This is a genomic window from Citrobacter sp. Res13-Sevr-PEB04-36 (assembly GCF_015672735.1).
Classification (GTDB): domain Bacteria; phylum Pseudomonadota; class Gammaproteobacteria; order Enterobacterales; family Enterobacteriaceae; genus Citrobacter.
This window is the reverse complement of the sequence record NZ_JADABY010000055.1, coordinates 17,672-43,381: the sequence shown is the minus strand read 5'-3', so window position 1 is coordinate 43,381 and position 25,710 is coordinate 17,672. Positions and strand designations below refer to the sequence as shown.

20 protein-coding genes are annotated in these 25,710 nt (G+C 52.5%); 9 read left to right on the top strand and 11 right to left on the bottom strand.

The window, feature by feature from the left end; genetic code table 11:
- Nucleotides 1-84 precede the first annotated feature (84 nt).
- Complete coding sequence (locus tag IMQ48_RS16210; RefSeq protein ID WP_196209844.1) at nucleotides 85-1,641, top strand: bifunctional UDP-sugar hydrolase/5'-nucleotidase; 1,557 nt, start codon at nucleotides 85-87, stop codon at nucleotides 1,639-1,641.
- A gap of 39 nt (nucleotides 1,642-1,680) precedes the next feature.
- On the opposite strand, the gene IMQ48_RS16205 is transcribed toward IMQ48_RS16210, so the two are convergent.
- The gene (locus IMQ48_RS16205; protein ID WP_196209843.1) at nucleotides 1,681-2,058 is read right to left on the bottom strand and encodes a carboxymuconolactone decarboxylase family protein; all 378 of its coding nucleotides are present in this window, start codon (nucleotides 2,056-2,058) and stop codon (nucleotides 1,681-1,683) included.
- Nucleotides 2,059-2,146: 88 nt separating this feature from the next.
- Here IMQ48_RS16205 and IMQ48_RS16200 point away from each other — a divergent pair, with 88 nt between their 5' ends.
- From IMQ48_RS16200 to katG, 3 genes are all read left to right on the top strand, one after another.
- Complete coding sequence (locus IMQ48_RS16200) at nucleotides 2,147-3,055, top strand: LysR family transcriptional regulator (RefSeq protein WP_196209842.1); 909 nt, start codon at nucleotides 2,147-2,149, stop codon at nucleotides 3,053-3,055.
- A 157-nt stretch (nucleotides 3,056-3,212) separates the two neighbouring features.
- Nucleotides 3,213-4,100, top strand: a complete 888-nt coding sequence (gene metF, locus IMQ48_RS16195) for a methylenetetrahydrofolate reductase (protein ID WP_181618112.1) — start codon at nucleotides 3,213-3,215, stop codon at nucleotides 4,098-4,100.
- 167 nt (nucleotides 4,101-4,267) lie between these two features.
- On the top strand, nucleotides 4,268-6,448 hold the full coding sequence (katG, locus tag IMQ48_RS16190; RefSeq protein WP_196209841.1) for a catalase/peroxidase HPI: 2,181 nt from the start codon (nucleotides 4,268-4,270) through the stop codon (nucleotides 6,446-6,448).
- Between the two features lie 55 nt (nucleotides 6,449-6,503).
- Here the strand turns inward: katG and nagE are convergent, their stop codons facing one another.
- The 9 genes from nagE to ptsP all read right to left on the bottom strand — a co-directional run bounded on the left by nagE (nucleotide 6,504) and on the right by ptsP (nucleotide 19,508).
- Nucleotides 6,504-8,522: an N-acetylglucosamine-specific PTS transporter subunit IIBC gene (gene nagE / locus IMQ48_RS16185; protein WP_196209840.1), complete on the bottom strand. Its 2,019-nt coding sequence runs from the start codon at nucleotides 8,520-8,522 to the stop codon at nucleotides 6,504-6,506.
- Between the two features lie 267 nt (nucleotides 8,523-8,789).
- Nucleotides 8,790-9,932: an N-acetylglucosamine-6-phosphate deacetylase gene (gene nagA, locus IMQ48_RS16180; protein ID WP_196209839.1), complete on the bottom strand. Its 1,143-nt coding sequence runs from the start codon at nucleotides 9,930-9,932 to the stop codon at nucleotides 8,790-8,792.
- Between the two features lie 15 nt (nucleotides 9,933-9,947).
- Nucleotides 9,948-10,685 (bottom strand): glucosamine-6-phosphate deaminase, encoded by a 738-nt coding sequence (gene nagB, locus IMQ48_RS16175; RefSeq protein WP_196209838.1) that lies wholly within the window; start codon nucleotides 10,683-10,685, stop codon nucleotides 9,948-9,950.
- A 9-nt stretch (nucleotides 10,686-10,694) separates the two neighbouring features.
- Entirely contained in the window at nucleotides 10,695-11,609 is a 915-nt protein-coding gene (locus tag IMQ48_RS16170) for a glycyl-radical enzyme activating protein (protein WP_196209837.1), read from the bottom strand.
- Nucleotides 11,610-11,748: 139 nt separating this feature from the next.
- On the bottom strand, nucleotides 11,749-14,172 hold the full coding sequence (locus tag IMQ48_RS16165; protein WP_196209836.1) for a formate C-acetyltransferase/glycerol dehydratase family glycyl radical enzyme: 2,424 nt from the start codon (nucleotides 14,170-14,172) through the stop codon (nucleotides 11,749-11,751).
- A gap of 162 nt (nucleotides 14,173-14,334) precedes the next feature.
- On the bottom strand, nucleotides 14,335-15,081 hold the full coding sequence (locus tag IMQ48_RS16160) for a DeoR/GlpR family DNA-binding transcription regulator (RefSeq protein ID WP_196209896.1): 747 nt from the start codon (nucleotides 15,079-15,081) through the stop codon (nucleotides 14,335-14,337).
- 137 nt (nucleotides 15,082-15,218) lie between these two features.
- Nucleotides 15,219-16,322 (bottom strand): glycerol dehydrogenase, encoded by a 1,104-nt coding sequence (locus tag IMQ48_RS16155; RefSeq protein WP_196209835.1) that lies wholly within the window; start codon nucleotides 16,320-16,322, stop codon nucleotides 15,219-15,221.
- An 11-nt stretch (nucleotides 16,323-16,333) separates the two neighbouring features.
- Entirely contained in the window at nucleotides 16,334-16,996 is a 663-nt protein-coding gene (fsa, locus tag IMQ48_RS16150) for a fructose-6-phosphate aldolase (RefSeq protein ID WP_196209834.1), read from the bottom strand.
- A gap of 10 nt (nucleotides 16,997-17,006) precedes the next feature.
- Nucleotides 17,007-19,508 carry a phosphoenolpyruvate--protein phosphotransferase gene (gene ptsP / locus IMQ48_RS16145; protein WP_196209833.1) on the bottom strand — a complete coding sequence of 834 codons (2,502 nt, stop codon included), beginning with the start codon at nucleotides 19,506-19,508 and terminating at the stop codon, nucleotides 17,007-17,009.
- Between the two features lie 307 nt (nucleotides 19,509-19,815).
- On the opposite strand from ptsP, the gene IMQ48_RS16140 reads away from it, so the two are divergent.
- The 5 genes from IMQ48_RS16140 to IMQ48_RS16120 all read left to right on the top strand — a co-directional run bounded on the left by IMQ48_RS16140 (nucleotide 19,816) and on the right by IMQ48_RS16120 (nucleotide 24,842).
- Nucleotides 19,816-20,895 carry a PTS fructose transporter subunit EIIC gene (locus tag IMQ48_RS16140; RefSeq protein WP_196209832.1) on the top strand — a complete coding sequence of 360 codons (1,080 nt, stop codon included), beginning with the start codon at nucleotides 19,816-19,818 and terminating at the stop codon, nucleotides 20,893-20,895.
- 14 nt (nucleotides 20,896-20,909) lie between these two features.
- Complete coding sequence (locus IMQ48_RS16135; protein WP_196209831.1) at nucleotides 20,910-21,230, top strand: PTS fructose-like transporter subunit IIB; 321 nt, start codon at nucleotides 20,910-20,912, stop codon at nucleotides 21,228-21,230.
- A gap of 112 nt (nucleotides 21,231-21,342) precedes the next feature.
- Nucleotides 21,343-23,640: a formate C-acetyltransferase gene (locus IMQ48_RS16130; protein ID WP_196209830.1), complete on the top strand. Its 2,298-nt coding sequence runs from the start codon at nucleotides 21,343-21,345 to the stop codon at nucleotides 23,638-23,640.
- On the top strand, nucleotides 23,606-24,484 hold the full coding sequence (locus IMQ48_RS16125) for a [formate-C-acetyltransferase]-activating enzyme (protein ID WP_196209829.1): 879 nt from the start codon (nucleotides 23,606-23,608) through the stop codon (nucleotides 24,482-24,484). Before IMQ48_RS16130 ends, IMQ48_RS16125 begins: the two co-directional genes overlap by 35 nt.
- A gap of 1 nt (nucleotide 24,485) precedes the next feature.
- A complete protein-coding gene (locus tag IMQ48_RS16120) occupies nucleotides 24,486-24,842 on the top strand; it encodes a PTS fructose-like transporter subunit IIB (RefSeq protein WP_181517675.1) in 357 nt (118 codons plus the stop codon).
- On the opposite strand, the gene IMQ48_RS16115 is transcribed toward IMQ48_RS16120, so the two are convergent.
- Nucleotides 24,829-25,680: an AraC family transcriptional regulator gene (locus tag IMQ48_RS16115; protein ID WP_196209828.1), complete on the bottom strand. Its 852-nt coding sequence runs from the start codon at nucleotides 25,678-25,680 to the stop codon at nucleotides 24,829-24,831. The two genes, IMQ48_RS16120 and IMQ48_RS16115, sit on opposite strands and share 14 nt — an antisense overlap.
- Between the last annotated feature and the right edge of the window lie 30 nt (nucleotides 25,681-25,710).

The following is a 25,710-nucleotide window of genomic DNA, read 5'->3' as shown; positions in this document are numbered from 1 at the left end:
ACCGATGGATGTGAGTTTTCTCACATAAAAAAACCTTTCAGAAAGTAACGTAGCGATTCTTTATATGACTGAAAGGGATTGATTATGAAGTTAAAAATGCTTGCTGTCGGTGTTCTGGTCTCTTTGCCGCTCTGGGCGAGTGCCAAAGATGTCACGATTATCTATACCAACGATCTCCATGCCCATGTCGAACCGTATAAAGTGCCGTGGATAGCCAATGGCGCACGCGATATTGGCGGTTGGGCCAATATCACGACGATGGTAAAACAGGAGAAAGCGAAAAATAGCGCCACCTGGTTTTTTGATGCTGGCGACTATTTTACCGGGCCATATATCAGCAGCCTGACCAAGGGGAAGGCGATTATCGATATCATGAACACCATGAATTTCGATGCTGTCACTATGGGCAACCATGAGTTCGATCATGGCTGGGACAATACGCTATTGCAGTTGAGTCAGGCGAAGTTCCCGATTGTGCAGGGCAATATCTTTTACCAGAACAGCCGCAAAATGTTCTGGGATAAGCCTTACACCATTATTGAAAAAGATGGTGTGAAGATTGGCGTTATTGGTCTGCACGGCGTGTTTGCCTTTGATGACACGGTTTCCGCGTCGACGCGTGTAGGTATTGAAGCGCGGAATGAAGTGAAGTGGCTGCAACGCTATATTGATGAGCTGAAAGGAAAGGTTGATCTGACCGTAGCACTGATCCACGAAGGTACGCCTGCGCGTCAGTCCAGCCAGGGGAGCACTGATGTACGGCGCGCGCTGGATAAAGATATTCAGACTGCAGGTCAGGTGAAAGGGTTAGATATTCTTATTACCGGACATGCGCATGTTGGGACGCCGGAGCCGATTAAGGTGGGCAATACCCTGATCCTCTCTACCGACAGTGGCGGTATTGATGTGGGTAAATTGGTGCTGGATTATCAGAATAAACCGCATCAATTTACCGTGAAAAACTTTGAGCTGAAGACTATTTTTGCTGATGAGTGGCAGCCCGATCCGCAGACGAAAGCGGTCATTGATGGATGGAATAAACAGCTCGATAAGGTCGTACAGCAAACGGTCGCAAATACACCGGTTGAGTTGACGCGTGCTTATGGCGAATCCTCCTCGCTGGGGAATCTGGCGGCGGATGCGCTGCTGGTGGCGGCAGGTAAAGATACCCAGTTAGCGCTAACTAACTCAGGCGGCATCCGCAATGAAATCCCGGCGGGTGCCATCACCATGGGCGCGGTCATTAGTACTTTCCCGTTCCCGAATGAGTTGGCAACGATGGATCTCAGCGGTAAGCAACTGCGTAGTTTGATGGAGCACGGTGCGGGCTTAAGCAATGGTGTGTTGCAGGTATCCAAAGGACTGGAGATGAAGTATGACAGCAGTAAACCGGTCGGCCAGCGGGTTACCGTATTAACGTTAAACGGCAAACCGATTGAGGACGCCACTGTTTATCATATTGCCACCAATAGTTTCCTGGCGGATGGAGGTGATGGTTTTACGGCATTTACCGAAGGTAAAGCGCGTAATACATCCGGTGGTTACTACGTCTCTAATGCCGTCGTTGACTATTTCAAAGCGGGGAACACGCTTACGGATGAGCAACTGAAAGGCATGCGTGTGGAAGATGTGAAGCCATAAATGTACTCAGGCCAGCAGAGCATCTGCTGGCCTGTCGCCTTAATTCTGACAGGTGGAAAACACCTCTTTTGCCGCAAACAGCCCGTTCAGCGCAGCAGGAAAGCCTGCATATACTGCCATCTGCGTAATCACTTCAATTATCTCCTCTTGTGTTAACCCCACGTGCAGCGCGGCGGCAATGTGCACCTTTAGCTGCGGTGCGGCGTTACCCAGTGCTGTAAGTGCGGCGACGGTGGCAATTTCTCTACTGCGTAAATCCAGCCCTGGACGCGAGTAGATATCGCCAAAAGGAAACTCGATCAGGTAGCGGGCGAAGTCTGGCGCAATCTCTTTCAGGCTCTCAATGACGGCGTCGCCCCCTTTACCATCGACCTGTTGCAACATTTTTTGACCGGTAATAAAGCGTTCTGAATGCATGATAATTCCCTCGTTGATTACGGTATGACGAGAGCATAGGGGGCGTAGAATGATTTGGATAATACCGATTCCGTGATACCTTTTCGGTATGACAACTTCGCCGCTTCACTCTTTGGATATTCGCCTGCTGCGCTACTTTGCGGTGGTGGCGCAAGAGAACAATATGAGCCGTGCGGCACAGCGCTTGTTTATGTCGCAGCCACCGCTCAGCCGCCATATTCGCCAGCTTGAAGACCGGCTGGGGGTGACGCTTTTTGTACGTCATACCAAAGGACTGACGCTCACGGATGAAGGGCTACGCGTGCTGGAGATTATCCGCCCGCTGCTGGCGCTGCAGGATAAAACCTATGCCGCGTTGAGTACGCTTGCGCAAACTGGCACACAGTCGCTGCGCATTGGGCTGACCACTGCATTTGAGCAAGGTGTTTTTTCCTCGCTGGAAAGCCGGCTTGTGACGTGCGTTGAGGTGTTGAATATTGTGCGTCACGGCTCGCCGGAGTTGGTGCGCCAGGTGCGACGTGGAAAACTGGACGCGGCTATTGTGGCGTTGCCGCTGGAGACATCCGGGCTCACCGTGATCCCGCTAGTCTGGCAAGAACCGTTGATTGCTGCCTTACCTGCTCACTGGTCGGAAGCAGAAGCAGATTCGCTGACGCTAACCACGCTCAGCGAGCGCCCTCTATTCTGGTTTAAGCGTGAGCGTAACCCGGCCTTCTTCGACTACACGCGGGTTATTTTCCGTCGTGCAGGTTACTCACCTGCCTGCATAGAAGAACCACTGGAACATGACGTTTTGCTGGCACGTATTGCCCGTGGTGATGGTGTAAGTCTGTTTCCTGCGTCATTTTCCGCTATCCAGCGGCAGGGCGTGGTTTTTCGTCCTCTATACGGCACGGAATTGTGTATTACTGCCGGGTTGGTATTATCGCCTGAACAAGAATCTCGCCTGCAATGGCTTCCCTCGGTGCTATCGGAATCTCTTCTGTCTGCACGCTAAAGTGAATTATTTTCATCTTCACTGAGTATTCCTCACCTTTAACGATGATTTTTATGTTGACGTTACTGTGCTTTTCCGTCATTTTTACATCTAGACGTCTAAACGTATAGCAGTTCACAACACAACATATAACGACAAAAGATTGATGAGGTAAGGTATGAGCTTTTTTCACGCCAACCAGCGGGAAGCCCTGAATCAGAGCCTGGCTGAAGTCCAGGGTCAGATTAACGTTTCGTTTGAGTTTTTCCCGCCGCGCACCAGTGAAATGGAGCAAACACTGTGGAACTCAATCGATCGCCTGAGCAGTCTGAAGCCTAAGTTTGTCTCCGTAACCTACGGCGCAAACTCCGGTGAGCGTGACCGCACGCACAGCATCATTAAAGGGATTAAGGATCGTACCGGCCTTGAAGCTGCTCCGCATCTGACCTGTATTGATGCCACTCGCGATGAGCTGCGTACCATTGCTCAGGATTACTGGAACAACGGTATTCGCCATATTGTTGCCCTGCGCGGTGACCTGCCGCCAGGCGGCGGTAAGCCGGATATGTATGCAACCGATCTGGTTGGGTTACTCAAAGAGGTGGCTGACTTTGATATCTCTGTTGCGGCCTACCCGGAAGTACACCCGGAAGCGAAAAGCGCCCAGGCCGATCTGCTCAACCTAAAACGTAAAGTCGATGCCGGGGCGAACCGCGCGATCACCCAGTTCTTCTTCGACGTGGAAAGTTATCTGCGTTTTCGTGACCGCTGTGTGACGGCGGGTATCGATGTGGAAATTATCCCGGGTATCCTGCCTGTCTCTAACTTTAAGCAGGCGAAAAAATTCGCTGACATGACCAATGTGCGCATCCCTTCCTGGATGTCGACGATGTTTGATGGCCTGGATGATGACGCGGAAACTCGTAAGCTGGTGGGCGCTAACATTGCCATGGACATGGTGAAGATTTTAAGCCGCGAAGGGGTGAAAGATTTTCATTTCTATACGCTCAACCGCGCCGAGATGAGCTACGCGATATGCCATACGCTGGGCGTCAGGCCTGCTTAATTGTAACATCAGCCCTCTACGGAGGGCTTTTTGTAGATCATTTTGATCTACATCTCTGTAACTAAAAATATAAAAGGATTTAGCTATCGAATCTGTGGGTTTTTTCGACTATATCTTATCTCTGGTGGTGTATATCGTAGCTAGAACACTGTAAAGGGAGCATATAGATGAGCATGTCCGACGATAGCCAAAACGCATCAACTGCCGGTAAGTGTCCTTTCCATCAAGGCGGTCACGATCTCAGTGCGGGAGCAGGAAGAAATAACCGCGACTGGTGGCCGAATCAACTCCGCGTAGACCTTTTGAATCAACACTCCAACCGTTCGAACCCATTGGGTGAAGATTTCAATTACCGCAAAGAATTTAGCAAACTCGACTATTCTGCCCTGAAAGGGGATCTCAGAGCACTCCTGTCCGAATCTCAACCGTGGTGGCCCGCTGACTGGGGCTCGTATGCCGGTTTATTTATCCGTATGGCATGGCACGGTGCAGGGACCTATCGCTCTATTGATGGACGCGGTGGCGCAGGTCGCGGACAGCAGCGCTTTGCACCACTAAACTCCTGGCCGGACAACGTGAGCCTTGATAAAGCACGCCGTCTGTTGTGGCCTGTTAAGCAAAAATATGGGCAGAAAATTTCCTGGGCCGACCTGTTTATCCTTGCGGGTAACGTGGCGCTGGAAAACTCCGGCTTCCGTACTTTTGGCTTTGGTGCCGGCCGTGAAGATGTATGGGAACCGGATCTGGATGTGAACTGGGGCGACGAAAAAGCCTGGTTGACGCACCGCCACCCGGAAGAACTGGCGAAATCCCCGCTGGGTGCGACCGAGATGGGACTTATCTATGTGAACCCTGAAGGGCCGGACCATAGCGGCGAACCGCTTTCTGCGGCGGCAGCGATTCGTGCCACCTTCGGCAACATGGGGATGAACGACGAAGAAACCGTAGCGCTGATCGGCGGCGGGCATACGTTGGGTAAAACCCACGGTGCAGGCCCTGCATCGCACGTCGGCCCCGATCCAGAATCGGCACCGATTGAAGCACAAGGCTTAGGTTGGGCCAGCAGCTACGGCAGTGGCGTGGGCGCAGACAATATCACCTCCGGTCTGGAAGTGGTCTGGACGCAAACGCCGACCCAGTGGAGCAACTATTTCTTCGAGAACCTGTTCAAATACGAATGGGTACAGACCCGCAGCCCGGCCGGTGCTATCCAGTTTGAAGCGGTCGATGCTCCTGAAATTATTCCGGATCCGTTTGATCCGTCGAAAAAACGTAAGCCGACGATGCTGGTAACCGATCTGACGCTGCGCTTTGATCCGGAGTTCGAGAAGATCTCCCGGCGTTTCCTCAACGATCCGCAGGCGTTTAACGAAGCCTTTGCCCGCGCGTGGTTTAAACTGACGCACCGGGATATGGGGCCAAAATCACGTTACATTGGACCTGAAGTCCCGCAGGAAGATCTGATTTGGCAGGATCCGCTGCCGCACGCGTTCTTCAACCCAAGCGAAGAAGATATCCTTAACCTGAAGGCGACAATTGCGGCTTCCGGGCTTTCCGTGGGCGAGTTGGTGTCGGTGGCGTGGGCTTCTGCATCAACGTTCCGTGGTGGTGACAAACGCGGTGGGGCTAACGGCGCGCGGCTGGCGTTGAATCCACAGCGCGGCTGGGATGTGAATGCGACGGCAGCCCGTGTTCTGCCAGTGCTGGAAGGTATTTATAAATCCGCGCATACCGCCTCGTTGGCCGATATCATCGTGCTGGCCGGTGTTGTAGGTGTAGAGCAGGCGGCAAGTGCGGCGGGTGTCAGCATCAATGTACCTTTTGCGCCGGGTCGTGTGGATGCGCGTCAGGATCAGACCGATATTGAGATGTTTGAACTGCTCAAGCCGATTGCCGATGGTTTCCGTAATTATCGTTCCCGTCCTGAGGTTTCGACCACCGAGTCGCTGTTGATCGATAAAGCGCAGCAACTAACGTTAACCCCGCCGGAAATGACCGCGCTGGTGGGCGGTATGCGCGTGCTGGGAACGAACTTCGATGGTAGTCAGCATGGTGTCTTTACCGATCGTCCTGGCGTACTCAGCACTGACTTCTTTGTCAATCTGTTGGATATGCGTCACGAGTGGAAAGCGGTTGATGAGTCACAGGAGTTGTTCGAAGGTCGCGACCGTCTGAGCGGCGAAGTGAAGTACACGGCAACCCGCGCTGACCTGGTGTTTGGCTCTAACTCGGTCCTGCGTGCTGTGGCTGAAGTGTATGCCTGCAGTGATGCCCACGAGAAGTTTGTGAAAGACTTTGTCGCGGCATGGGTGAAAGTGATGAATCTGGACCGTTTCGATTTGTTGTAATCTGTATCGCAAATCAGATCAGCGACTGCTTTCGGGCAGTCGCTGACTTTTTTGTTTACCCTTTGATTGTGTACAGTAGAGTCTGCCCCGCCACGACGTCTCCGCTTCGCGTATTAAACTGAATACCTGCGAAATCCTCAATATTGCTGCATACCATCGGGCTCAGCATTGAGCGAACGTTGGCATTAAGGAAATCGAGATCCATTTCCAGTACCGGTTGACCTGCGACAACTTCCGCCCCTTCTTCCACCAGACGACTAAACCCCTGCCCGTTAAGTGCAACGGTATCCAGCCCCATATGAACGATGATTTCCGCACCAGTGCGCGTTGTCAGGCAGAAAGCATGATTGGAGTTGAAGATTTTGACGACAGTGCCAGCGGCGGGCGAAACAACTATTTTACCTGTCGGTTGGATAGCCATACCGTCTCCAACGGCTTTGCTGGCGAAGGCTTCATCCGGCACCTGCTCGAGCATGACTATCTCACCACTTACTGGCGCAACCAGCTCAGTGATAACACCGGCATATTTTGTTATCAGCGGCTTCGCCGGGGTGGGGGCAGTGGCGACGGTGACCACTCTGGCGGCCTCTACAAAGCCTGTGGTTTTCATTGCATTGGCGATTTTTTCTGCGGCAAATCCGACGATTATCTGCACACTGGTGTGATTCAGGCGGATTACGCCCGTTGCGCCTAGACGTTTTGCCAGCGCGTCATTGATCAGTGAAGAGTCTTTGACTCCCAGACGTAAACGAGTGATGCAGGCATCAATGGCAGTCAGGTTTTCCGAGCCGCCGATGGCGGCAATGTACTGACGAGCAAGTTCGCTAACATTCTGATCTTTTGGGCTGCTGATGTTGATGTCCTGGCCATCGGCGTTGCTTCCGGCAAGCGCCAACTCACGCCCTGGGGTAATCAGTTCAAATTTGATGATGGTGAAACGAAATACCAGGTAATAGAGAACAAAAAATACCAGGCCCATTGGAATCAGTAAGTACCATTGCACGGCGAGTGGGTTGCGTGAAGAAAGCATCATATCCACCAGACCTGCGCTAAAGCCAAAACCGGCAATCCAGTGCAGGCTGGCCGCAACAAAGACGGCAATGCCGGTCAGCAGCGCGTGAATCGCGTAAAGTACTGGTGCGACGAACATAAAAGAGAATTCCAGAGGCTCGGTGATGCCGGTAAAGAATGAGGCGAACGCGCCCGCCATCATAATGCCTAACACCTTCGCTTTGTTTTCCGGGCGCGCACACTGATAAATTGCCAGTGCAGCCCCTGGCAGACCAAACATCATGATCGGGAAGAAACCGGCCTGATAACGTCCTGTGATGCCGATAACGGCTTTACCCGTCTCAATAGACTGCGCGCCTCCGAGGAAATTGGGGATATCGTTAATTCCGGCGACATCAAACCAGAAGACGGAGTTGAGGGCGTGGTGTAAACCGACGGGGATCAGGAGTCGGTTACAGAGGGCGTAAATACCTGCGCCGATGGAGCCGAGTTTTTGGATATGTTCGCCAAATCCGACGAGGCCGCTGAAGACCACAGGCCAGATGAACATCATGATAAAAGCGACAACAATCATTACGAAAGAAGTGATGATGGGGACCAGCCGGCGCCCGCTGAAGAATGAAAGGGCTTTTGGCAATTCGACGCTGCCAAAGCGGTTGTAGAGTTCGGCGGAGATTACGCCCACCATAATGCCAATAAACTGATTTTTAATTTTGGCAAAGGCGGCAGGGACCTGATCCAGCGGGATTTGTTGGATCATCGCCACAGCGGCGGGTGAACAGAGGGTGGTGAGTACCAGAAAGCCAACAAATCCCGTCAGTGCTGCTGCACCGTCTTTATCTTTTGACATCCCATATGCCACACCGACAGCAAACAGTACGCCCATATTGTCGATTATGGCCGAACCTGACTGAATGAATAAGGCAGCCAGCGCATTGGTGCTCCCCCAGCCATTGGGATCGATCCAATATCCGATGCCCATTAAAATAGCCGCAGCGGGTAAGGTTGCTACCGGAACCATTAATGCACGGCCCACTTTTTGTAAATATCCTAAAATATTCATAATATTCCCTGTAAGCATATAAAAATCATCAATCCAGCAAAAGCTTTGCTGGCTGGTAAATAATGTTTGCGATGGGAGATAAATTGGGTGGGTAGGTCTTATTGTGTAGTGCGGTATTTTTAAGTGAATATTTAATTAATTAATGTTATCTGTGTCTCGTTTTAAATTTTAAGTGAAAATTACTTATTTATTTAAATAAATATAAATAACCTCCGGCAGCTGTTATTTAACAGCCGCTGGCTTAATTATAATTATGCTAAATACTGTTTAATTAATTGACCAGGATATCACTCCTTTACAGAAGGTAGTATTAATCTGGTAATTATCTTCCAGTACGACAATATCGGCATCATAACCGTACTGTATCTTTCCTTTACGATCGCCCAATCCGAGAAGCCGAGCGGGATTAATCGTGCAAGATTTTAACGCTGAACTAAATGGCACCATTGCTCTCTCGACCATATTGTATAGGCCGCGATTGAGTTGCAATGTGCTCCCTACCAGTACGCCATTTTCTCGTCGGGTGGCACCGTCGTCACCGAGAATCATCGGTTCGCCGCCAAACATGTAGCGGCCAGACGCTTCACCTTTGGCTTTCATTGAGTCGCTAATCATAATGATGTAATCATCATTTTTGGCATGGAATAAATGTGCTGCTGAAACCAGGCTGACAAAAATGCCATCGGCGATCAGTTCACCATACAGCCCGTCCAGCCGCCATGCTGCCCCCAGTAAACCGGGTTCACGGTTTATATATTTTGCCATACCGTTGTAAACGTGGGTGACGCTGCTTGCGCCATTGCCAATCGCTTCTAATGCCTGTTCGAATGAAGCATCGGAATGTCCCATGCTGACCACGATTTTCTTCTTTTTGCAGTAGCGGGTTAGCTGGTGGTCGGGGTCCATCTCTGGCGCCAGAGTGACGGCGATGATTTGCCCCTCAGCCGCCTGTTCATAAGCGGCGAAGTCAGTAATACTTGTCTGCCGGATTGCCTTCTCCGGCTGTGCGCCACGATATCGAGGGTTCAGGAAAGGACCTTCAAGATGGATGCCGAGGATCTCCGCACCCGCCGAGGGTCGCTGCATCACCTTTGCAATATTACGTAATGCCGCAAGCAGAATGGGGTGATCGTCAGTCACCGTTGTTGGGCAAAAGGCGGTGACGCCTTCCTGCGGTAAGTGTGAGATCCAACGACGTAGACCTGCGGCGTCATCTTCGTTGGTATCATAGTTCCATCCGCCATGTGCATGCATATCAATAAAACCGGGGACAATGCAGCGTTGGCCAAAATCATAATCAGCGTTGGCGATTAATCCGACGTTGATATCGTGAATTTTCCCGTTCTCAACGGTAATGTGTGCTGGAAAAAAACTCCCGTAAAGCCATACCCGTTCACTTTGAATAATCATAAGCGCCTCAGGACATTAAATATTTAGCAGTGATGCTGCCTCGCGATCGCAAATCACTGTTACATTCGGGTGTAGCAACAGGAACGACGCCGGGAACAACGGATCGATGTGCGCGCAGTTGTGAAGTTGCTTCATCACCGCCGCTTTCGATTTTCCGTTAGCAATCAGGACGATCTCTTTACTTCTCAGGATAGTCCCCATACCGAGGGTAATGGCCTGCTGCGGAACATCTTCTTTATGTGAGAAGAATCGAGCATTGGCTTCGATAGTTTCTTCATTAAGATTAATAATGTGACAGACGGGGCTATGGGTAGCGTGTGGTTCGTTAAAGCCAATATGCCCGTCATGACCAATACCGAGGATGGTGATATCAAAATCACCATGTGCCTGGATAGTTTGTTCGTAACGTGCGCATTCGGCGGTTAAATCATCGGCCAGAATATCCGGGACAAAGGTATTTTCGACAGAAATATTAGCATGCTGATAAAAGTAGTGATTGAGAAACCAATAATAGCTCTGCGGGTCATCTTTTTTTAGCGGAATATATTCATCAATATTAAAGGATTTAGCTTTGGCGAAATTAGCCTCGCCGCTTTTGGCCATTCGGCTCATCTCTTCGAGAAGACCAACAGGCGTTCCGCCAGTAGGCAGCGCCATCACTAAATCTGACTTTTTCTTTAGCGCAAGAGCAATCCGCTCTGCTGCCAGTCCACTCATTTCTTTGTAGGTTTCAGTAATAATAAAGTTCAACATGTTCATCCTTTAGCCGCCAATAGTTGCTTTCAGGCCAATCTCTTCGGCGTAATGTTTTATTTGTTCGGTAATTTCCCGCTGGCAGGCCGGAATATTGTTAAGAAGATAAGGCATACCAAGCTTTTGATATTTTCCGACACCATAGATGTGATATTCCAGGATATCGACCTGCAGCACGGCACTGCCAAGTTTGCGGATAAAATCGAGGCGTTGGCGAATATCTTCCGGGTCATCATTGCGCGTTGGAACAATGACCATACGGGCAAACATCGGCGTGCCCATTGCCGCGATGGCTTTGGCATTCTCAAGGATCAGGCGGTTATCCACACCAGTGCAGGCGAGATGCGTCTCGGCATTAAAGGCTTTAAAGTCGTAAGAGACCAAATCGACCGTTTCAATCAACGGGCGCAGTTTCTCCCAACGGATGTGTCCTGCGGTATCAAGACAAACATGTACGCCAGCTTCTTTTAACAACAGAGCGGTTTCTCTGACGAATTCGGCCTGTAGCGCCGGTTCGCCACCAGAAAAAGTGACGCCGCCGTGGCTGGAATCGTAAAACGATTTATCGCGCAACAGCAGATCGGCCAGCTCGCGGGAAGTCATCTCTTTGCCCACTTTTTCGTAGCCGTCATAGGGGCACATATCGACGACGTCCAGCAGGTTAGTGCAGTTTTTCCGGTCGATATTCACGCCATTACCCGGCTCCGCCATGGTGATGGTGTTGTTGACTGCGGCCTGGGTGCAGGTACCGCACTGGCGGCAGCGTTCTTTAAACCAGAACACATTAAATCCTGGCCTGATGGTTTCCGGATTCGCACACCACTGACAGCGTAAATTACATTGCTGCATAAATACGGTGCTACGTATCCCCGGACCATCCTTGGTCGAGTAGCGTTGAATACGGGAAATCAGGCCAGTCTTCATGTTACCTCCATATATGCCCTAAATAATTCGAGTTGCAGGAAGGCGGCAAGGGAGCTAATCCCCAGGAGCTTACTAAAGTAAGTGACTGGGGTGAGCGAGCGTAGCCAACGCATCTGCAACTTGAAGTATGACGGGATATTTACCAGGCCAGTTCTGTACGGGCAATAATCGCATCCTGCGCTTCCGGCATCAGCGTTGAGAACAGAGCGCAGTAACCAGCCACGCGGACCATCAGGTTCGGATAATCTTCCGGGCGCTCTTTGGCGGCACGCAGAATATTCGAGTCGATGATGTTGAACTGGTTGTGGAAGATATTCTTCTCGCGACTGGCTTCCATGAAGTGGGTAAATTTCTCCAGGTTGTCGTCACCTTCCAGCGCGCTTGGCGTGAATTTCATATTCAACAGCTGGCCGCCAGCAATTTTCTGGTTTGGCAGTTTCGCCATGGAATTGATCACTGCCGTCGGGCCTTCTTTATCAGCGCCAAGGCACGGTGATGCACCTTCGTTCAGCGGCAGGGTTGCCAGACGGCCATCCGGGGTCGCGCCAACGTCGAACCCATTCGGTACGTAAGAGGTGATGTTGGAGGTGGACATGGTGTATCCACAGCCCTTCGGACCTTTGCCATAACGGTCGGTTTTGTATTTTGGCAGCAGCTTCAGATAGGACTCGAATACGTCAGCGACGATGTAGTCAACGTAGTCGATATCGTTACCAAACTTCGGCGCGTTGCGGCACAGCTTACGCACGCGGGCACCTTCAAGACCTTCAAAATTGCAGTCCATGGCGTCGCGTAGCTGTTTGAGCGTCAGGACTTTATCATCAAAGACCAGTTTTCTCACGGCGGCCAGGCTGTCGCCTACCACGGAAGGACCGATGTTGGAGGAGCTGACGAAGTCATACTCTGCACCGCCGTTTTTCAACGTTTTACCGCGCTCCAGCGAACAGTTGATGGTGGCGGAGGCAAAGGCGTCGGCATCGTGATATTTCAGCGCGCGGTCGCAGACCAGGTCGCAGTCCACCGCCAGATCGGAGTAGAACTCCAGCAGTTGGTTCCACGCGGCCCACACTTCGTCATAGGATTCGTAGTTAATCTCGCGGCCTTCTTTGCCGTTCACTTTAACCAGTTGTACGCCGGTTGCTGGATCGCAGCCGTTGTTCATCACCAGCTCAAGAATTTTGCCGAAGTTGACGTAGGTCATGCCGGTGGCGCGATGGCCCCAGCGGCCTGGAATAGCGGTTTCCACGCAGCCCATTGAGGCATATTCACGCGCGACTTCTTCGCTCAGACCGAGGGTCATCATTGCCGGGATCACCACTTCGTCACAGAAGATAGACGGCATACCGAAACCTTTGCGGATCAGTTTTGCGGAGTCTTGCATCAGTGAATGCGGGGTATCTTTAGAGAAGCGTACGCTCAGGTTTGGCTCCGGCAGGCCGGTCAATGCCATGGCTTCCAGCGATAAATAAGAAAGGTCGTTGGTGCCGTCGGTACCGTCCGGCTTCATGCCGCCAACCATCAGGTTGGAATAGAGTGGGTAGCCGCCGCTGTACTGGGTGTGACCCCATGGGCGAACTTTGTTCAGGCTGTTGGTCATGATGAAGAAGTGAGTCAGGATCTCCAGCGCCTTCTCTTTGCTGATTTTGCCGGAGTTGATATCCGCTTCGTAGAACGGCCAGACGTACTGGTCAAAGCGACCAAAGGAGAAGGAGTGACCGTTACTTTCGATCATCATCAGCAAGTGAGTCAGATAGACGGTTTCGACGGCTTCGTAGAAATTCTGTGCTTTGCTTTCCATCAGGTGAGCGAACATTTCGCTCATCGCCAGCAGTTCGCCGCGGCGTTTAGCGTCGGCGGTTTTTGCGGCTTCTTCTTTAGCCAGCAGCGAGAAACGTTTGCAGTAATTCAGCGCCGCATCCATGGTGATGATGACGGCCTGGTAGAAATCGGTCTGCTCTTCGGTCAGGTCTTTGTCTTCAGCCAGATGCTGTTTCGCGATATCGCGCATGCCGCCGTAGCCGACTTCCAGCACGAAGTCATGGTTAGGAATGATGTGACCGTCGCCGGACATACTGATTCCGCCGCGGTGCAGCACGCCCTGTTTTTCCGCCAGGCGGTTCATCTGCGGCAGATTGGTCAGCACTTCATCCTGGTGAGTTTTTCCCTGCCAGTAATCTTGCAGTACGCGTAGACGCGCTTTGGTTTCTTCGGCCACCTGGAAGCTGTCGCCAGAGCGTTTGTCGAACTGGTCCAGCTCGTCAATCACCCAGTTGAATGAGTATTCCGGGAACACCGGCGCGGCGAAGTTGGCGCTTGCCTGGTTGCCGACGATTAGCATGTCTGGTTCGATATAGATGGTCATCTTTTCCAGAATATCTGCCATCGCCAGCGCCCGGCGAATGACAATCGATTTGCCCTCGGAGCGTTTAAAGGACTCGGTAATAATTTCCGCGCGTTCCGGGCAAATTGTCGCCACTCGGTGGAACATCTGATCCTGTTTTTTTGCAATCCTGACGAAATCGCAATCATTGTTGGCGGGTTTAAAGCTGAGTAATCCGTTCATAAAGACCTCGTGGCGGGAAGGGTTTTTTGTATTCCACGCCTGAGGTGTTCGATTGTCAATCGATTGATGATCTATTTTGTTCTTTTGATCACATAAAAATACAAAAAGAACATTTGTGAGGCACAAAAACGCACCACATTGTGTGCGCTTCAAAGGAAAAAATCAGGATGGGGTATCTGCTAACAGCAACTGAACATGTTCGTTAAGCTGTGCAGTAAGAGATTCAGGGATCCCGCTCTGACTGATGATGAAATCAAAATCAGCAATCCGGCCATGCCCGGCAAGAAATGTCTGCCCAAATTTGCTTTTATCCGCCAGCAGAATTTTTTGTCGCCCGGCGCGCAGCAAGGCCTGCTTTACATGTGCATCCGACAGTTTAGGTACGGTGATTTCACCCGCCTCGTTGATGCCCTGGGTGCTGAGAAAGACTTTATCGGCATGGATATTATTGAAAAAATCAGACGTGCTGGAAGAAATCATGCCCTGGGTATCATCTTCATATTCTCCAGGGGCGACAATCAGTTTGATCCCACGTCTTCCTTTCAGCAGACTTACCACCGGAATGGAGTTGGTAATCACCATGATTTTTTTATCAAACAGGAACTGGGCAAAAGCCAGCAGTGTTGTGCCGCAATCAATGATGATGGTCTCGCCATCTTCAACAAGTTCGGCAGCTTTTTGGCCGATCAGGTGTTTATCATCGACCATTTGTACTGATTTTAGCTGAAAGCTGGGCTCCACGCTGGCGCCGCTGGTCAGGTAAGCACCGCCATAGGTCGTTTTGACAATCCCTTGTTTTTCAAAGAAAGAGAGATCGCGTCGTATGGTCATCTTGGTGACGCCAAACTTTTCGGCGAGTTCGTTAACGACGACTTTCTTGTCTTGCTGCAGAATGGCGTAAATGCTCATTCTTCTGTCTGATGATTGCATAGTCACGCTTCTTCGGAAGGAAAAGCGCACTATAAAACACACACGTCATACTGGCAATGTGCGTTGAAACGAACATAAAGAAACACTTCCGGCGATGCCGGAAGTGTTCGCGGGGATTATTCCCACTCTTGCAGAAAACGTTGACCGTACTGGTCTGCTACCAGCAGCGCGGCGTATACCTGCTCTGGTGTGGCGCCGCCAGGCATGTTGTGAATGGTTTCGCCTTCGGCGCAGGCTGCTTCGGACACGATGCGCATTTTGGCTGGAATATCCTGCTTGATGTCCAGTTGAGCAAGGGTAATCGGCAGACCAACGGAATGGCACAGCGCCGCTACGGTTTCAATTTCTTCTACCGGTGCATTTTCCAGCACTAACTGCGTTAACGTACCGAACGCCACTTTTTCACCATGATAGTAGTGATGTGCATCCGGGATGGCCGTCAGGCCGTTGTGAATGGCATGCGCCGCTGCCAGTCCACCGCTTTCAAAACCGACGCCGCTCAGGTAGGTGTTGGCTTCAACCACGCGCTCCAGTGCCGGGGTCACCACGTGCTGCTCGGCGGCCAGCATGGCTTTTTCGCCTTCTTCGATCAGCGTGTTGTAGCACAGCTCGGCCAGCGCTAGTGCTGCCTGAGTACACTGGCCACCCGCCATGGTGGTAGCCCCGCTGCGTGAACAGGCACGGGCTTCAAACCAGGTCGCCAGCGCATCGCCAATACCCGCAGCGAGTAAACGTGCCGGTGCCCCCGCGACAATTTTGGTATCCACAATGACCCGGTCCGGGTTGTTCGGCAGCAGCAGATAGCGATCGAACTCACCTGCATCGGTGTAAATTACCGAGAGTGCGCTGCAGGGGGCATCAGTTGAGGCAATGGTCGGTGCAATAGCGACCGGCACGCCCATAAAGTGAGCCAGCGCTTTGGCGGTATCCAGCGTTTTACCGCCACCAATACCGAGGACCGCGCCACACTGCGCTTTTTCCGCCACGCCGCGCAGGCGGTCGATTTCGTTTTGTGAACATTCCCCGCCAAACGGGGCGATTTCCAGCGCCAGGCCGACATCCTGGAAGCTTTTTTCCAGGGCGGGTTGCGCAAAGCCTAAGACAAATTTGTCTCCAACAACCAGCCAGCGTTCCGCCAGCGGTTTGAGGTAGCAGCCAAGACGAGTAATAACATCGGCACCCTGGATGTATTTACCCGGTGATTGAATAATGCGATCCATACGTTTTCTCCTTAAAGAGTGATACGACCAAATGCGTTGTTCCAGTCTTGTTCAAACTTATCTATCGCTGACTCTACCGCAGGGGTATTGAGCATTTGTTGCGCTACGTCTAATGGCAGGGTGATTGCTTCACATCCTGCCAGTAAGCAATCCAGTGCCTGGCGTGGCGTTTTAAAGCTGGCCGCCAGCACCATGCTGTTTGGCGCATGTAGCTCCAGCAATGTTTGCAGCTCCTGTACCGTGCGGATACCGTCGCCGCCCTGGGCGTCAATGCGGTTTACATAAGGTGCGACATATTTTGCCCCAGCCAGCGCGGCCAGCAGTCCTTGTGCTGCGCTGTACACGGCGGTGCCTAAGGTGGTAATTCCTTCTTTTTTCAGCTGCTTGATAGCAGCCAGGCCTTCGGCAGTGACCGGGATCTTCACTACAATACCCGGCATAGCGTGGCTCAGGCGCTTAGCCTCTGCCACCATGCCCTGCGCATCACGACTCATGGTCTGCGCAAACAAAATGCCGTCTTTGCCAATTGCTTTTTGCAGGCGCGGCAGTACATCCCAGATGGACTCTTTACTTGCCGCCACGATGCTCGGGTTGGTGGTGACACCGGCAATAGGGAAAATGCGTGCCAGACGTTCGACTTCAGCCACGTTGGCGGTATCCAGGTACAGTTCCATAACCTTTCCTTTACAGTTCAAGTTCATGTTGCAGCAGGCTGGCGATAGCGTCGGCGGAAGCGGCGTTAACCAGCGAGTTGCGGAATTCTTCGTGCATAATGCGGCGGGCCAGTCGCGAGAAAATACGCATGTGCTGGTCGCCTGCGGCATGTTTGTTGAGGGTTAGCATAATGATGAATTGCGCCTCGTCATCACCCCAGCGTACAGGCGCTTTCAGTCGTGCCACGCTAATGGTGGATTGTTCTATGTGTTCAGATTTGCTGTGCGGAATGGCGAAGCTGAAGCCTAGTCCGGTGGAAAAGACCGCCTCGCGCGCCCACAGATCGGCCTCCAGCTTGCGCGGGTAGCGGCAGCGACTGGCCAGCAGCAGGTTGTCGGTCATCCCTTTGAGAACCTCTTCTTTGCTGCGCCAGTCGCTATCCAGCGTGATGCATTGGGCGGTAACCAGTGGGGCGTCCTGTTGAGTCATGCGGAACTGGGCCAGAAGGTGTTCCACTTCCAGCGAGGTGCGACACGCCATCGCCTGGTTCAGCAATTGACGGCAGGCGCGGCTGTCGAGTTCTGCCATCCGCGCTTTGGCGGCAGGAATTGACGGCGCGCTCATGCTAAGTTCATCCAGTCCCAGTCCGACCAGCAGCGGCAGAACCGACCCTTTTGCGCCAAGCTCACCGCACAAACCAATCCACTTGCCCTGACGATGTACCGCCTGTACCGCGTAATCCAGCGCGCGCAGGAAGGCCGGATTCAGGCTGTTGTAGTGACGGGTGACTTTGGCATTGTCACGATCGACTGCCAGCAGATACTGGGTCAGATCGTTACTGCCAATGCTAAAGAAATCAATTTCTTCACAGCACTGATCGATGATGAACATCACCGAGGGGACTTCCAGCATGATACCGAGCGGGATCTTCTCATCAAACGGGATGTGTTCATTGCGTAGCTGCTGTTTGGCTTCCGCCAGCTTTTCCTTGACCCACAGGATCTCTTCCATGGAGGAGATCATCGGGATCATTATTTTCAGACTACCGTGCGCTGAAGCGCGGAGGATCGCCCGCAATTGTGTGGTAAACAGCGTGACGTACTCTTCATAAATACGCACGGCGCGATAACCAAGAAACGGGTTAGCTTCGGCGGGAATATTCAGGTAATCAACGGGTTTATCACCGCCGATATCCATCGTACGAACAATAATGCTGCGGCCTTTTGCTGACTCTAGCGCCTGACAAAAAATATTGTACAGTTCGTTCTCGCCGGGAGCGCTGGTTCGGTCCATATACAGCATTTCTGTACGGAACAGGCCAACCCCTTCCGCGCCGTTGCCAAATGCCGCCGATGCTTCCACTGAGTGGGCGATGTTGGCGGCAACTTCGATGCGGATGCCATCGGCGGTGCGTGCCTGCTGGGTGAGCCAGATACGCTGTTGCTCGCGCAGGGCGTCCTGTACGCGGGCTTCCTGCTGGTAATAGCGAGCAATGGATTCATCTGGCGCCACGACGATGGTGCCTGCATTGCCGTCGATGTAGACGGTTTGCTGCTGCCACGGCGCCAGGGTCTCAATGTCCACGCCGACCAGTGTGGGAATATTGAATGAGCGGGCGAGAATGACGGTGTGCGAGGTGGTGCCGCCACTCTTAAGCAACAAACCCTTGAGAAATATTTTGTCCAGTTCGAGGAACTGGCTAGGTGTGAGTTCATCAGCCATGCAGATTGCTGGCTGGGTGAGTTTTCCCGGTGCAGGAAAACGCTGTTCGCCATAAATTTGCTGTAAAAGCTGGAAGCAGACGTCGCGTACATCCAGCGCGCGCTCCTGTAAATAGCTGCTGCTGGAGCGGGCAAATTCATCGCAGAAGTGCCCTGCGCTTTCGACTATCGCCTGGGCGCAGCTTAACCCGCGAGAAACCCCTGTCAGCAGGTGCTGACGCAGGGAAGTGTCACCCGCCAGCGAGCGGTGTGCTTCCAGAATCGCACTGGTCGTGCCGTCGCTGTCGAGTAAACGGAATTCAATATTCTTCACCAGCAGGGTTAAGCCGTTATCCAGCGCGGATTGCTCAGCTTCCACATTCCCGGCAGTGGGAAGCTCGCCGAGTGCGTTGAGATCCAGCGACGAAAGAAGTGTCAGGATTCCGCCCGCGCTACCATTGCAAACCGCTCTGGCACGGAAAATCTGGGGGTTCAGGTGAGTGAGTGATGCCGGAAGTGGCTCCAGTTCACTGTTTATGGCCTCCGCCAGCGGAGCGTCGCATTGTGGGAAGTCATCGCGTAGCCACTGGCTCAAACGCTGGTGGGCTGCTTGTTCATCTGCACCGGAAATCAGTAGCTGGCAGTTGTCGCCCGCCAGCGTGTCGGTGCCAATCAGCGCTAACGCGCTTTTGGCGTTCCCTTTCCGGTCAGTGCGCAGGTTGTGCCACTCAATGTGTGAGGTAAAGCTGTTGCACAGTTTTTCAACGTGGCTTGCCGGGCGTGCATGTACGCCATTAGGCAATTCACAGGTAAATTCCACAATCAGGCCCATAGCCTCTCTCCCGTAACGATTTCTGATTACAGAATAAAAGGGCAATGCCTGAACCCGCCATGTGACAAATCTGCCAAAAACTGGACAAATGTAATGTAACTATCAAAGTGAGAGATGCTTCACAAGTCGATGTTCCTTCCTACATTTCCGATATTTCGTAAGTTATGAGGCGGATCGCATTTTTGTACTGACATTACAAAAGTCCAGTAAATGGCCTTTTTATCCACTGTCTGTGCCGCCCCAGATTGCCTATTGTTTTCCGCAACAACCTTATGGATATGGGCTTCAACCAGCCCGGGAGCGACTTATGCAAGAGTTGGTGCAGATCCTGAAAAACACCCGTCAGCATCTGATGACCGGTGTTTCACATATGATCCCCTTCGTAGTAGCAGGCGGTATTTTACTGGCGGTCTCCGTCATGCTGTATGGCAAGGGCGCTGTACCGGATGTTGCTACCGATCCCAATCTCAAAAAGTTATTTGATATTGGTGTTGCCGGGTTGACCCTGATGGTGCCGTTCCTCGCTGCGTATATCGGCTATTCCATTGCCGAGCGTTCCGCGTTGGCACCTTGTGCGATTGGGGCCTGGGTTGGCAATAGCTTTGGTGCCGGGTTCTTTGGCGCACTGATCGCCGGGATCATCGGCGGTATCGTCGTCCATTATCTGAAGAAAATTCCTGTGCATAAGGTATTGCGCTCAGTCATGCCTATCTTCGTTATTCCCATCGTCGGCACCTTTGTTACCGCAGGCATCATGATGTGGGGATTGGGTGAGCCGGTGGGTGCATTAACCACCAACCTGACGCAATGGCTGCAAGGAATGCAGCAGGGCAGCATTGTACTGCTGGCGGTCATAATGGGCTTAATGTTGGCCTTCGATATGGGTGGTCCAATCAATAAAGTTGCCTACGCCTTCATGCTGATCTGCGTGGCGCAGGGGGTGTATACCGTCGTCGCGATTGCTGCTGTGGGGATCTGTGTTCCGCCGCTGGGTTTAGGGCTGGCAACGCTGATTGGCCGCAAGAATTTCTCGTCTGAAGAGCGTGAGGCCGGCAAAGCCGCACTGGTGATGGGCTGCGTCGGCGTCACTGAAGGGGCGATTCCTTTTGCTGCAGCTGACCCACTGCGCGTGATCCCGTCCATTATGATCGGCTCAGCCTGTGGCACGGTAACCGCCGCGCTGTTTGGTGCGCAGTGTTATGCCGGTTGGGGGGGGCTGATTGTTCTGCCCGTCGTGGAAGGAAAACTGGGTTATATCGCGGCAGTTGCCATTGGTGCTGTAGTGACTGCTGTGTGCGTTAACGTACTGAAAAGTCTGGCGCGGAAGAATGTGTCCCAGGTTGATGAGAAAGAAGACGACCTGGATTTAGATTTTGAAATGAATTAAGTGAGGAATGAGCCATGACTAAGATTATCGCAGTAACCGCATGTCCTTCTGGTGTTGCGCACACCTATATGGCAGCTGAAGCGCTGGAAAGCGCAGCCAAAGCCAAAGGCTGGGAAGTAAAGGTGGAGACTCAGGGCTCGATTGGCCTGGAAAATGAGCTGACTGCGGCAGATGTGGCAGATGCTGATATGGTCATTTTGACCAAAGATATCGGTATCAAGTTTGAGGAGCGTTTTGCCGGGAAAACCATTGTTCGTGTCAACATCAGCGATGCGGTCAAACGCGCCGACGCCATCATGAACAAGATTGGCGCGCATCTGGCGCAAACCGCGTAACGTTAGACTGCGCCGATGGCGCAGCTTATCGGGCCTACGATATTAATCCCCGTAGGCCCGATAAGGCATTCACACCGCCATCCGGCAACAAGCTTGCCCACAGGAGTTCTTCATGACCACTCGTATTCAACGTTTGAAAGCTGCTCTCTTCGAGAATAACCGTGAAATTTCACTTGAACGCGCACAGCTTTACACTGTGAGCCATCAGCAGACGGAGGGGGAACCGGTTATTCTGCGGCGGGCCAAAGCAACGGCCTATATCCTTGAGCACGTTGAAATTTCGATTCGTGATGAAGAACTGATTGCCGGGAACCGTACCGTTAAACCACGTGCGGGTATTATGTCACCAGAGATGGATCCGTACTGGTTGCTTAAGGAGTTGGATCAGTTCCCGACGCGCCCGCAGGACCGTTTTGATATCAGCGATGAAGATAAACACCTGTACCGCGACGTCTTGTTCCCGTACTGGGAGCAACGGTCTATGAAAGATTTTATCAACGGTCAGATGACCGATGAGGTGAAGGCCGCCGTCAGCACCCAGATTTTTAGCGTGAATCAGACGGACAAAGGGCAGGGGCATATCATTATTGATTACCCGCGCCTGTTGAATCATGGGCTGGGTGAATTGGTATCACAGATGCGTCAGCATGCTACACAGCATCCGGATAATCACTTTTATCAGGCTGCACTGCTGCTGCTTGAAGCCTCGCAACGGCACATTCTCCGTTATGCTACGCTTGCGGAGAAAATGGCGTCAGGCTGCCCTGATGCGCAGCGTCGTCAGGAACTGCTGGCGATTGCCGCTCACTCTCGCCACAACGCCGAACATAAGCCGCAGACCTTCTGGCAAGCGTGCCAGCTGTTCTGGTACATGAACATTATTCTGCAATACGAATCCAACGCCAGTTCGCTCTCGCTAGGGCGTTTTGACCAGTATATGCTGCCGTTCTACCAGACCTCGTTGACCCAGGGCGAAGACCCGGCGTTTTTAAAAGAGCTCCTCGAATCGCTGTGGGTAAAGTGCAACGACATCGTACTGCTCCGATCCACCAGCAGCGCCCGCTATTTCGCTGGTTTTCCGACGGGGTATACCGCGTTATTGGGTGGATTAACCGAGAGTGGGCGCAGTGCGGTGAACGTGCTCTCGTTCCTCTGCCTTGACGCCTATCAGAGCGTGCAGCTGCCGCAGCCGAATCTTGGGGTGCGCACCAATGCGCTGATTGATACGCCATTCCTGATGAAAACGGCGGAGACGATCCGTCTTGGTACCGGTATTCCGCAAATCTTCAATGATGAAGTTGTTGTGCCGGCGTTCCTGAATCGTGGTGTTACGCTGGAAGACGCGCGCGATTACGCGGTGGTGGGCTGTGTGGAACTGTCGATTCCCGGTAGAACCTACGGTCTGCACGACATTGCCATGTTTAACTTGCTGAAAGTGATGGAAATCAGCCTGTATGAAAATGAAAGCAACCGCGCGCTGACGTATGAAAACTTGCTGGCGCACATTCGCGCCAAAATCAGCCACTATATTGCGCTGATGGTGGAGGGCAGCAATATTTGTGATATCGGGCATCGCGACTGGGCACCCGTGCCGCTGCTCTCTTCATTTATCAACGACTGCCTGGATAAGGGGCGCGATATTACTGATGGTGGCGCGCGTTACAACTTCTCCGGCGTACAGGGTATTGGCATCGCTAACTTGAGCGACTCTCTGCATGCGCTTAATGGGCTGGTATTTGAGCAACAGCGTTTACGTTTTGACGAACTCCTGTCGGTATTAAAAGGCAACTTCGCTACTCCGGAAGGTGCGAAAATTCGCGCCAGGTTGATCAACCGCTTCGAAAAATACGGCAACGATATTGATGATGTGGATAACATCAGCGCCGAACTGCTGCGTCATTACTGCAAAGAGGTGGAAAGATATCAGAACCCACGCGGTGGTCAGTTTACACCGGGTTCCTATACCGTCTCTGCGCACGTGCCGTTGGGTTCCGTAGTGGGGGCAACGCCGGATGGCCGTTTTGCAGGAGAACAACTGGCGGACGGTGGTTTGTCGCCGATGCTGGGTCAGGATATGCAGGGACCGACGGCGGTGCTGAAATCGGTAAGTAAACTGGATAACACGCTGCTTTCTAATGGTACGTTGTTGAACGTGAAGTTCACGCCAGCCACGCTAGAAGGTGAGGCGGGTTTACGAAAACTGGCTGATTTTCTGCGCGCATTTACCCAGCTCAAGCTGCAACACATCCAGTTCAACGTAGTGAATGCCGATACGCTGCGGGAAGCGCAGCAGCACCCGCAGGACTTCGCCGGGCTGGTGGTCCGCGTGGCGGGATACAGCGCCTTCTTTGTTGAGCTGTCAAAGGAGATTCAGGATGACATCATTCGCCGCACCGCGCATCAACTGTGAGGTTGTGGAGCCGCGCGGCGAGGAGGTTGCGCGCATTTTCAACATTCAGCGTTATTCGCTAAATGACGGGCAGGGCATTCGTACGGTGGTTTTTTTTAAAGGCTGCCCACATGCCTGTCCATGGTGCGCCAATCCGGAGTCAATTTCGCCACGTATTGAAACGGTACGTCGGGAGAGTAAATGCCTGCATTGCGCGCCGTGTCTGCGCGATGCGGATGAATGTCCTTCCGGCGCGTTTGAGCGTATTGGCCGCGATATCACGCTGGATGAGCTGGAACGCGAGGTGATGAAGGATGATATTTTCTTTCGTACCTCTGGCGGAGGGGTGACGCTTTCAGGTGGTGAAGTGTTGATGCAAGCACCCTTCGCTACCCGATTTTTACAGCGCCTGCGGCGAAACGGTGTTCAGTGCGCCATTGAAACGGCGGGAGATGCCCCTGTCAGTCGCATTTTGCCGCTGGCAAAAATGTGCGATGAGGTACTCTTCGATCTGAAAATAATGAATGTGCGCCAGGCTAGAGATGTCGTAAATATGAATCTTCCGCGCGTATTGGAGAATTTGCGGCTGTTAGTGCGTGAGGGAATCAATGTCATTCCTCGTTTGCCGTTGATTCCGGGCTTTACGCTTGGCGTGGAGAACATGCGACATGCGCTAACCGTATTAGCATCATTAGACATAAAGCAGGTTCACCTGCTACCGTTTCATCAATATGGCGAGCCAAAATACCGCCTGCTTGGGCAGCAATGGTCGATGAAAGATATACCCGCCCCGTCAGCCCTGGAGGTGGCGGTGTTGCGTGAGTTGGCGGAAGACGCCGGATTTCTGGTCACTGTGGGAGGTTGATATGGCCGTCGCATCTGTACGATATCTGGTCGCCGTGACCGCTTGTGTCAGCGGCGTGGCGCATACCTATATGGCGGCTGAGCGACTGGAAAAGCTCTGTCAGCATGAGAAGTGGATTATCAAGATTGAAACTCAGGGGGCGCTCGGTACGGAGAATCGACTAACTGAAGAGGATATTAGCCGTGCCGATGTGGTGTTGCTGATTACCGATATTGATCTGGCAGGCGCTGAGCGATTTACCCAGAGTCGCTATGTGCGGTCGGGAATTAGCGCCTTTTTACGAGAACCTCAGCGGGTGATGAGTGCCGTGCGTAAACTACTTTCAGCTCCGCAGCATACCCAGCTTATTCTGGAGTAGTTTTTTTCTCCGTTAACTGGCTGTGATATTGCCGACGATACTCTGACGGAGAACGCTCTGTATTCTTACGAAACAGGCGACAGAAGTAGTTACTGTCGACAAACCCACAGGTGTGCGCCACTTCTTTAACCTTCAGGTCGTAACCCTTCAGTAGCGTCTTGGCGTGTTCCAGTCGCGTATGGTTCAGGTACTCGTTAAAACCGATAGCGCCCGTTTTCTGAAACAGGTGCGACAGGTAATTCGGCGAGATATAAAACGCCTGGGCGACGGATTCACGGGTCAGTGGCGAGGCGTAGCGTTCGTCAATATAGTCGCGAATGGCTTCGAAAAGTGCCTGGCTGCGCGATGCGGTCTGGATCTGGCTGCCGAGTAGATCGCGACAGTGGCTTAACAAACTGGCGACGATCAGCCTGGCTGTTTGTTGCTCCCGAGGCTGCATCTGCATCTCATGGAGGGTTTGCAGCAGGAAGGAGCCGATACGCGGTCCGCGCCGTGCAACGTGTTGTTTGGTGAGATTTTGATACTGCTTGCCATCCCATTGAACGACGCTGAAACCCAACTGCTGTTTGCCGAACAGGATGCTGAGCGTCGTGACCGGCGTGTGCCACTGAGGGAGATTCCAGCCACCTGCCGGGACGTACAGTACGTCGCCAGCAGTAAGCCGGCTTCCGCTACTGGCATCAACGAGTGCCCCTTCCAGTACAATCTCCAGCCGGGGAAAATCAACCTGATAGGCTAATTCCGGCATTGAACCGTTGGTACTGGCGAAACATACCTGCCGCAGCGGGAGGGGACCGTTAATCAGGCGGGAAAGAAGGTGGCTGACGTCGTGATACATGTGAATCCCTTGCAGGCAGCAGACAGGGCC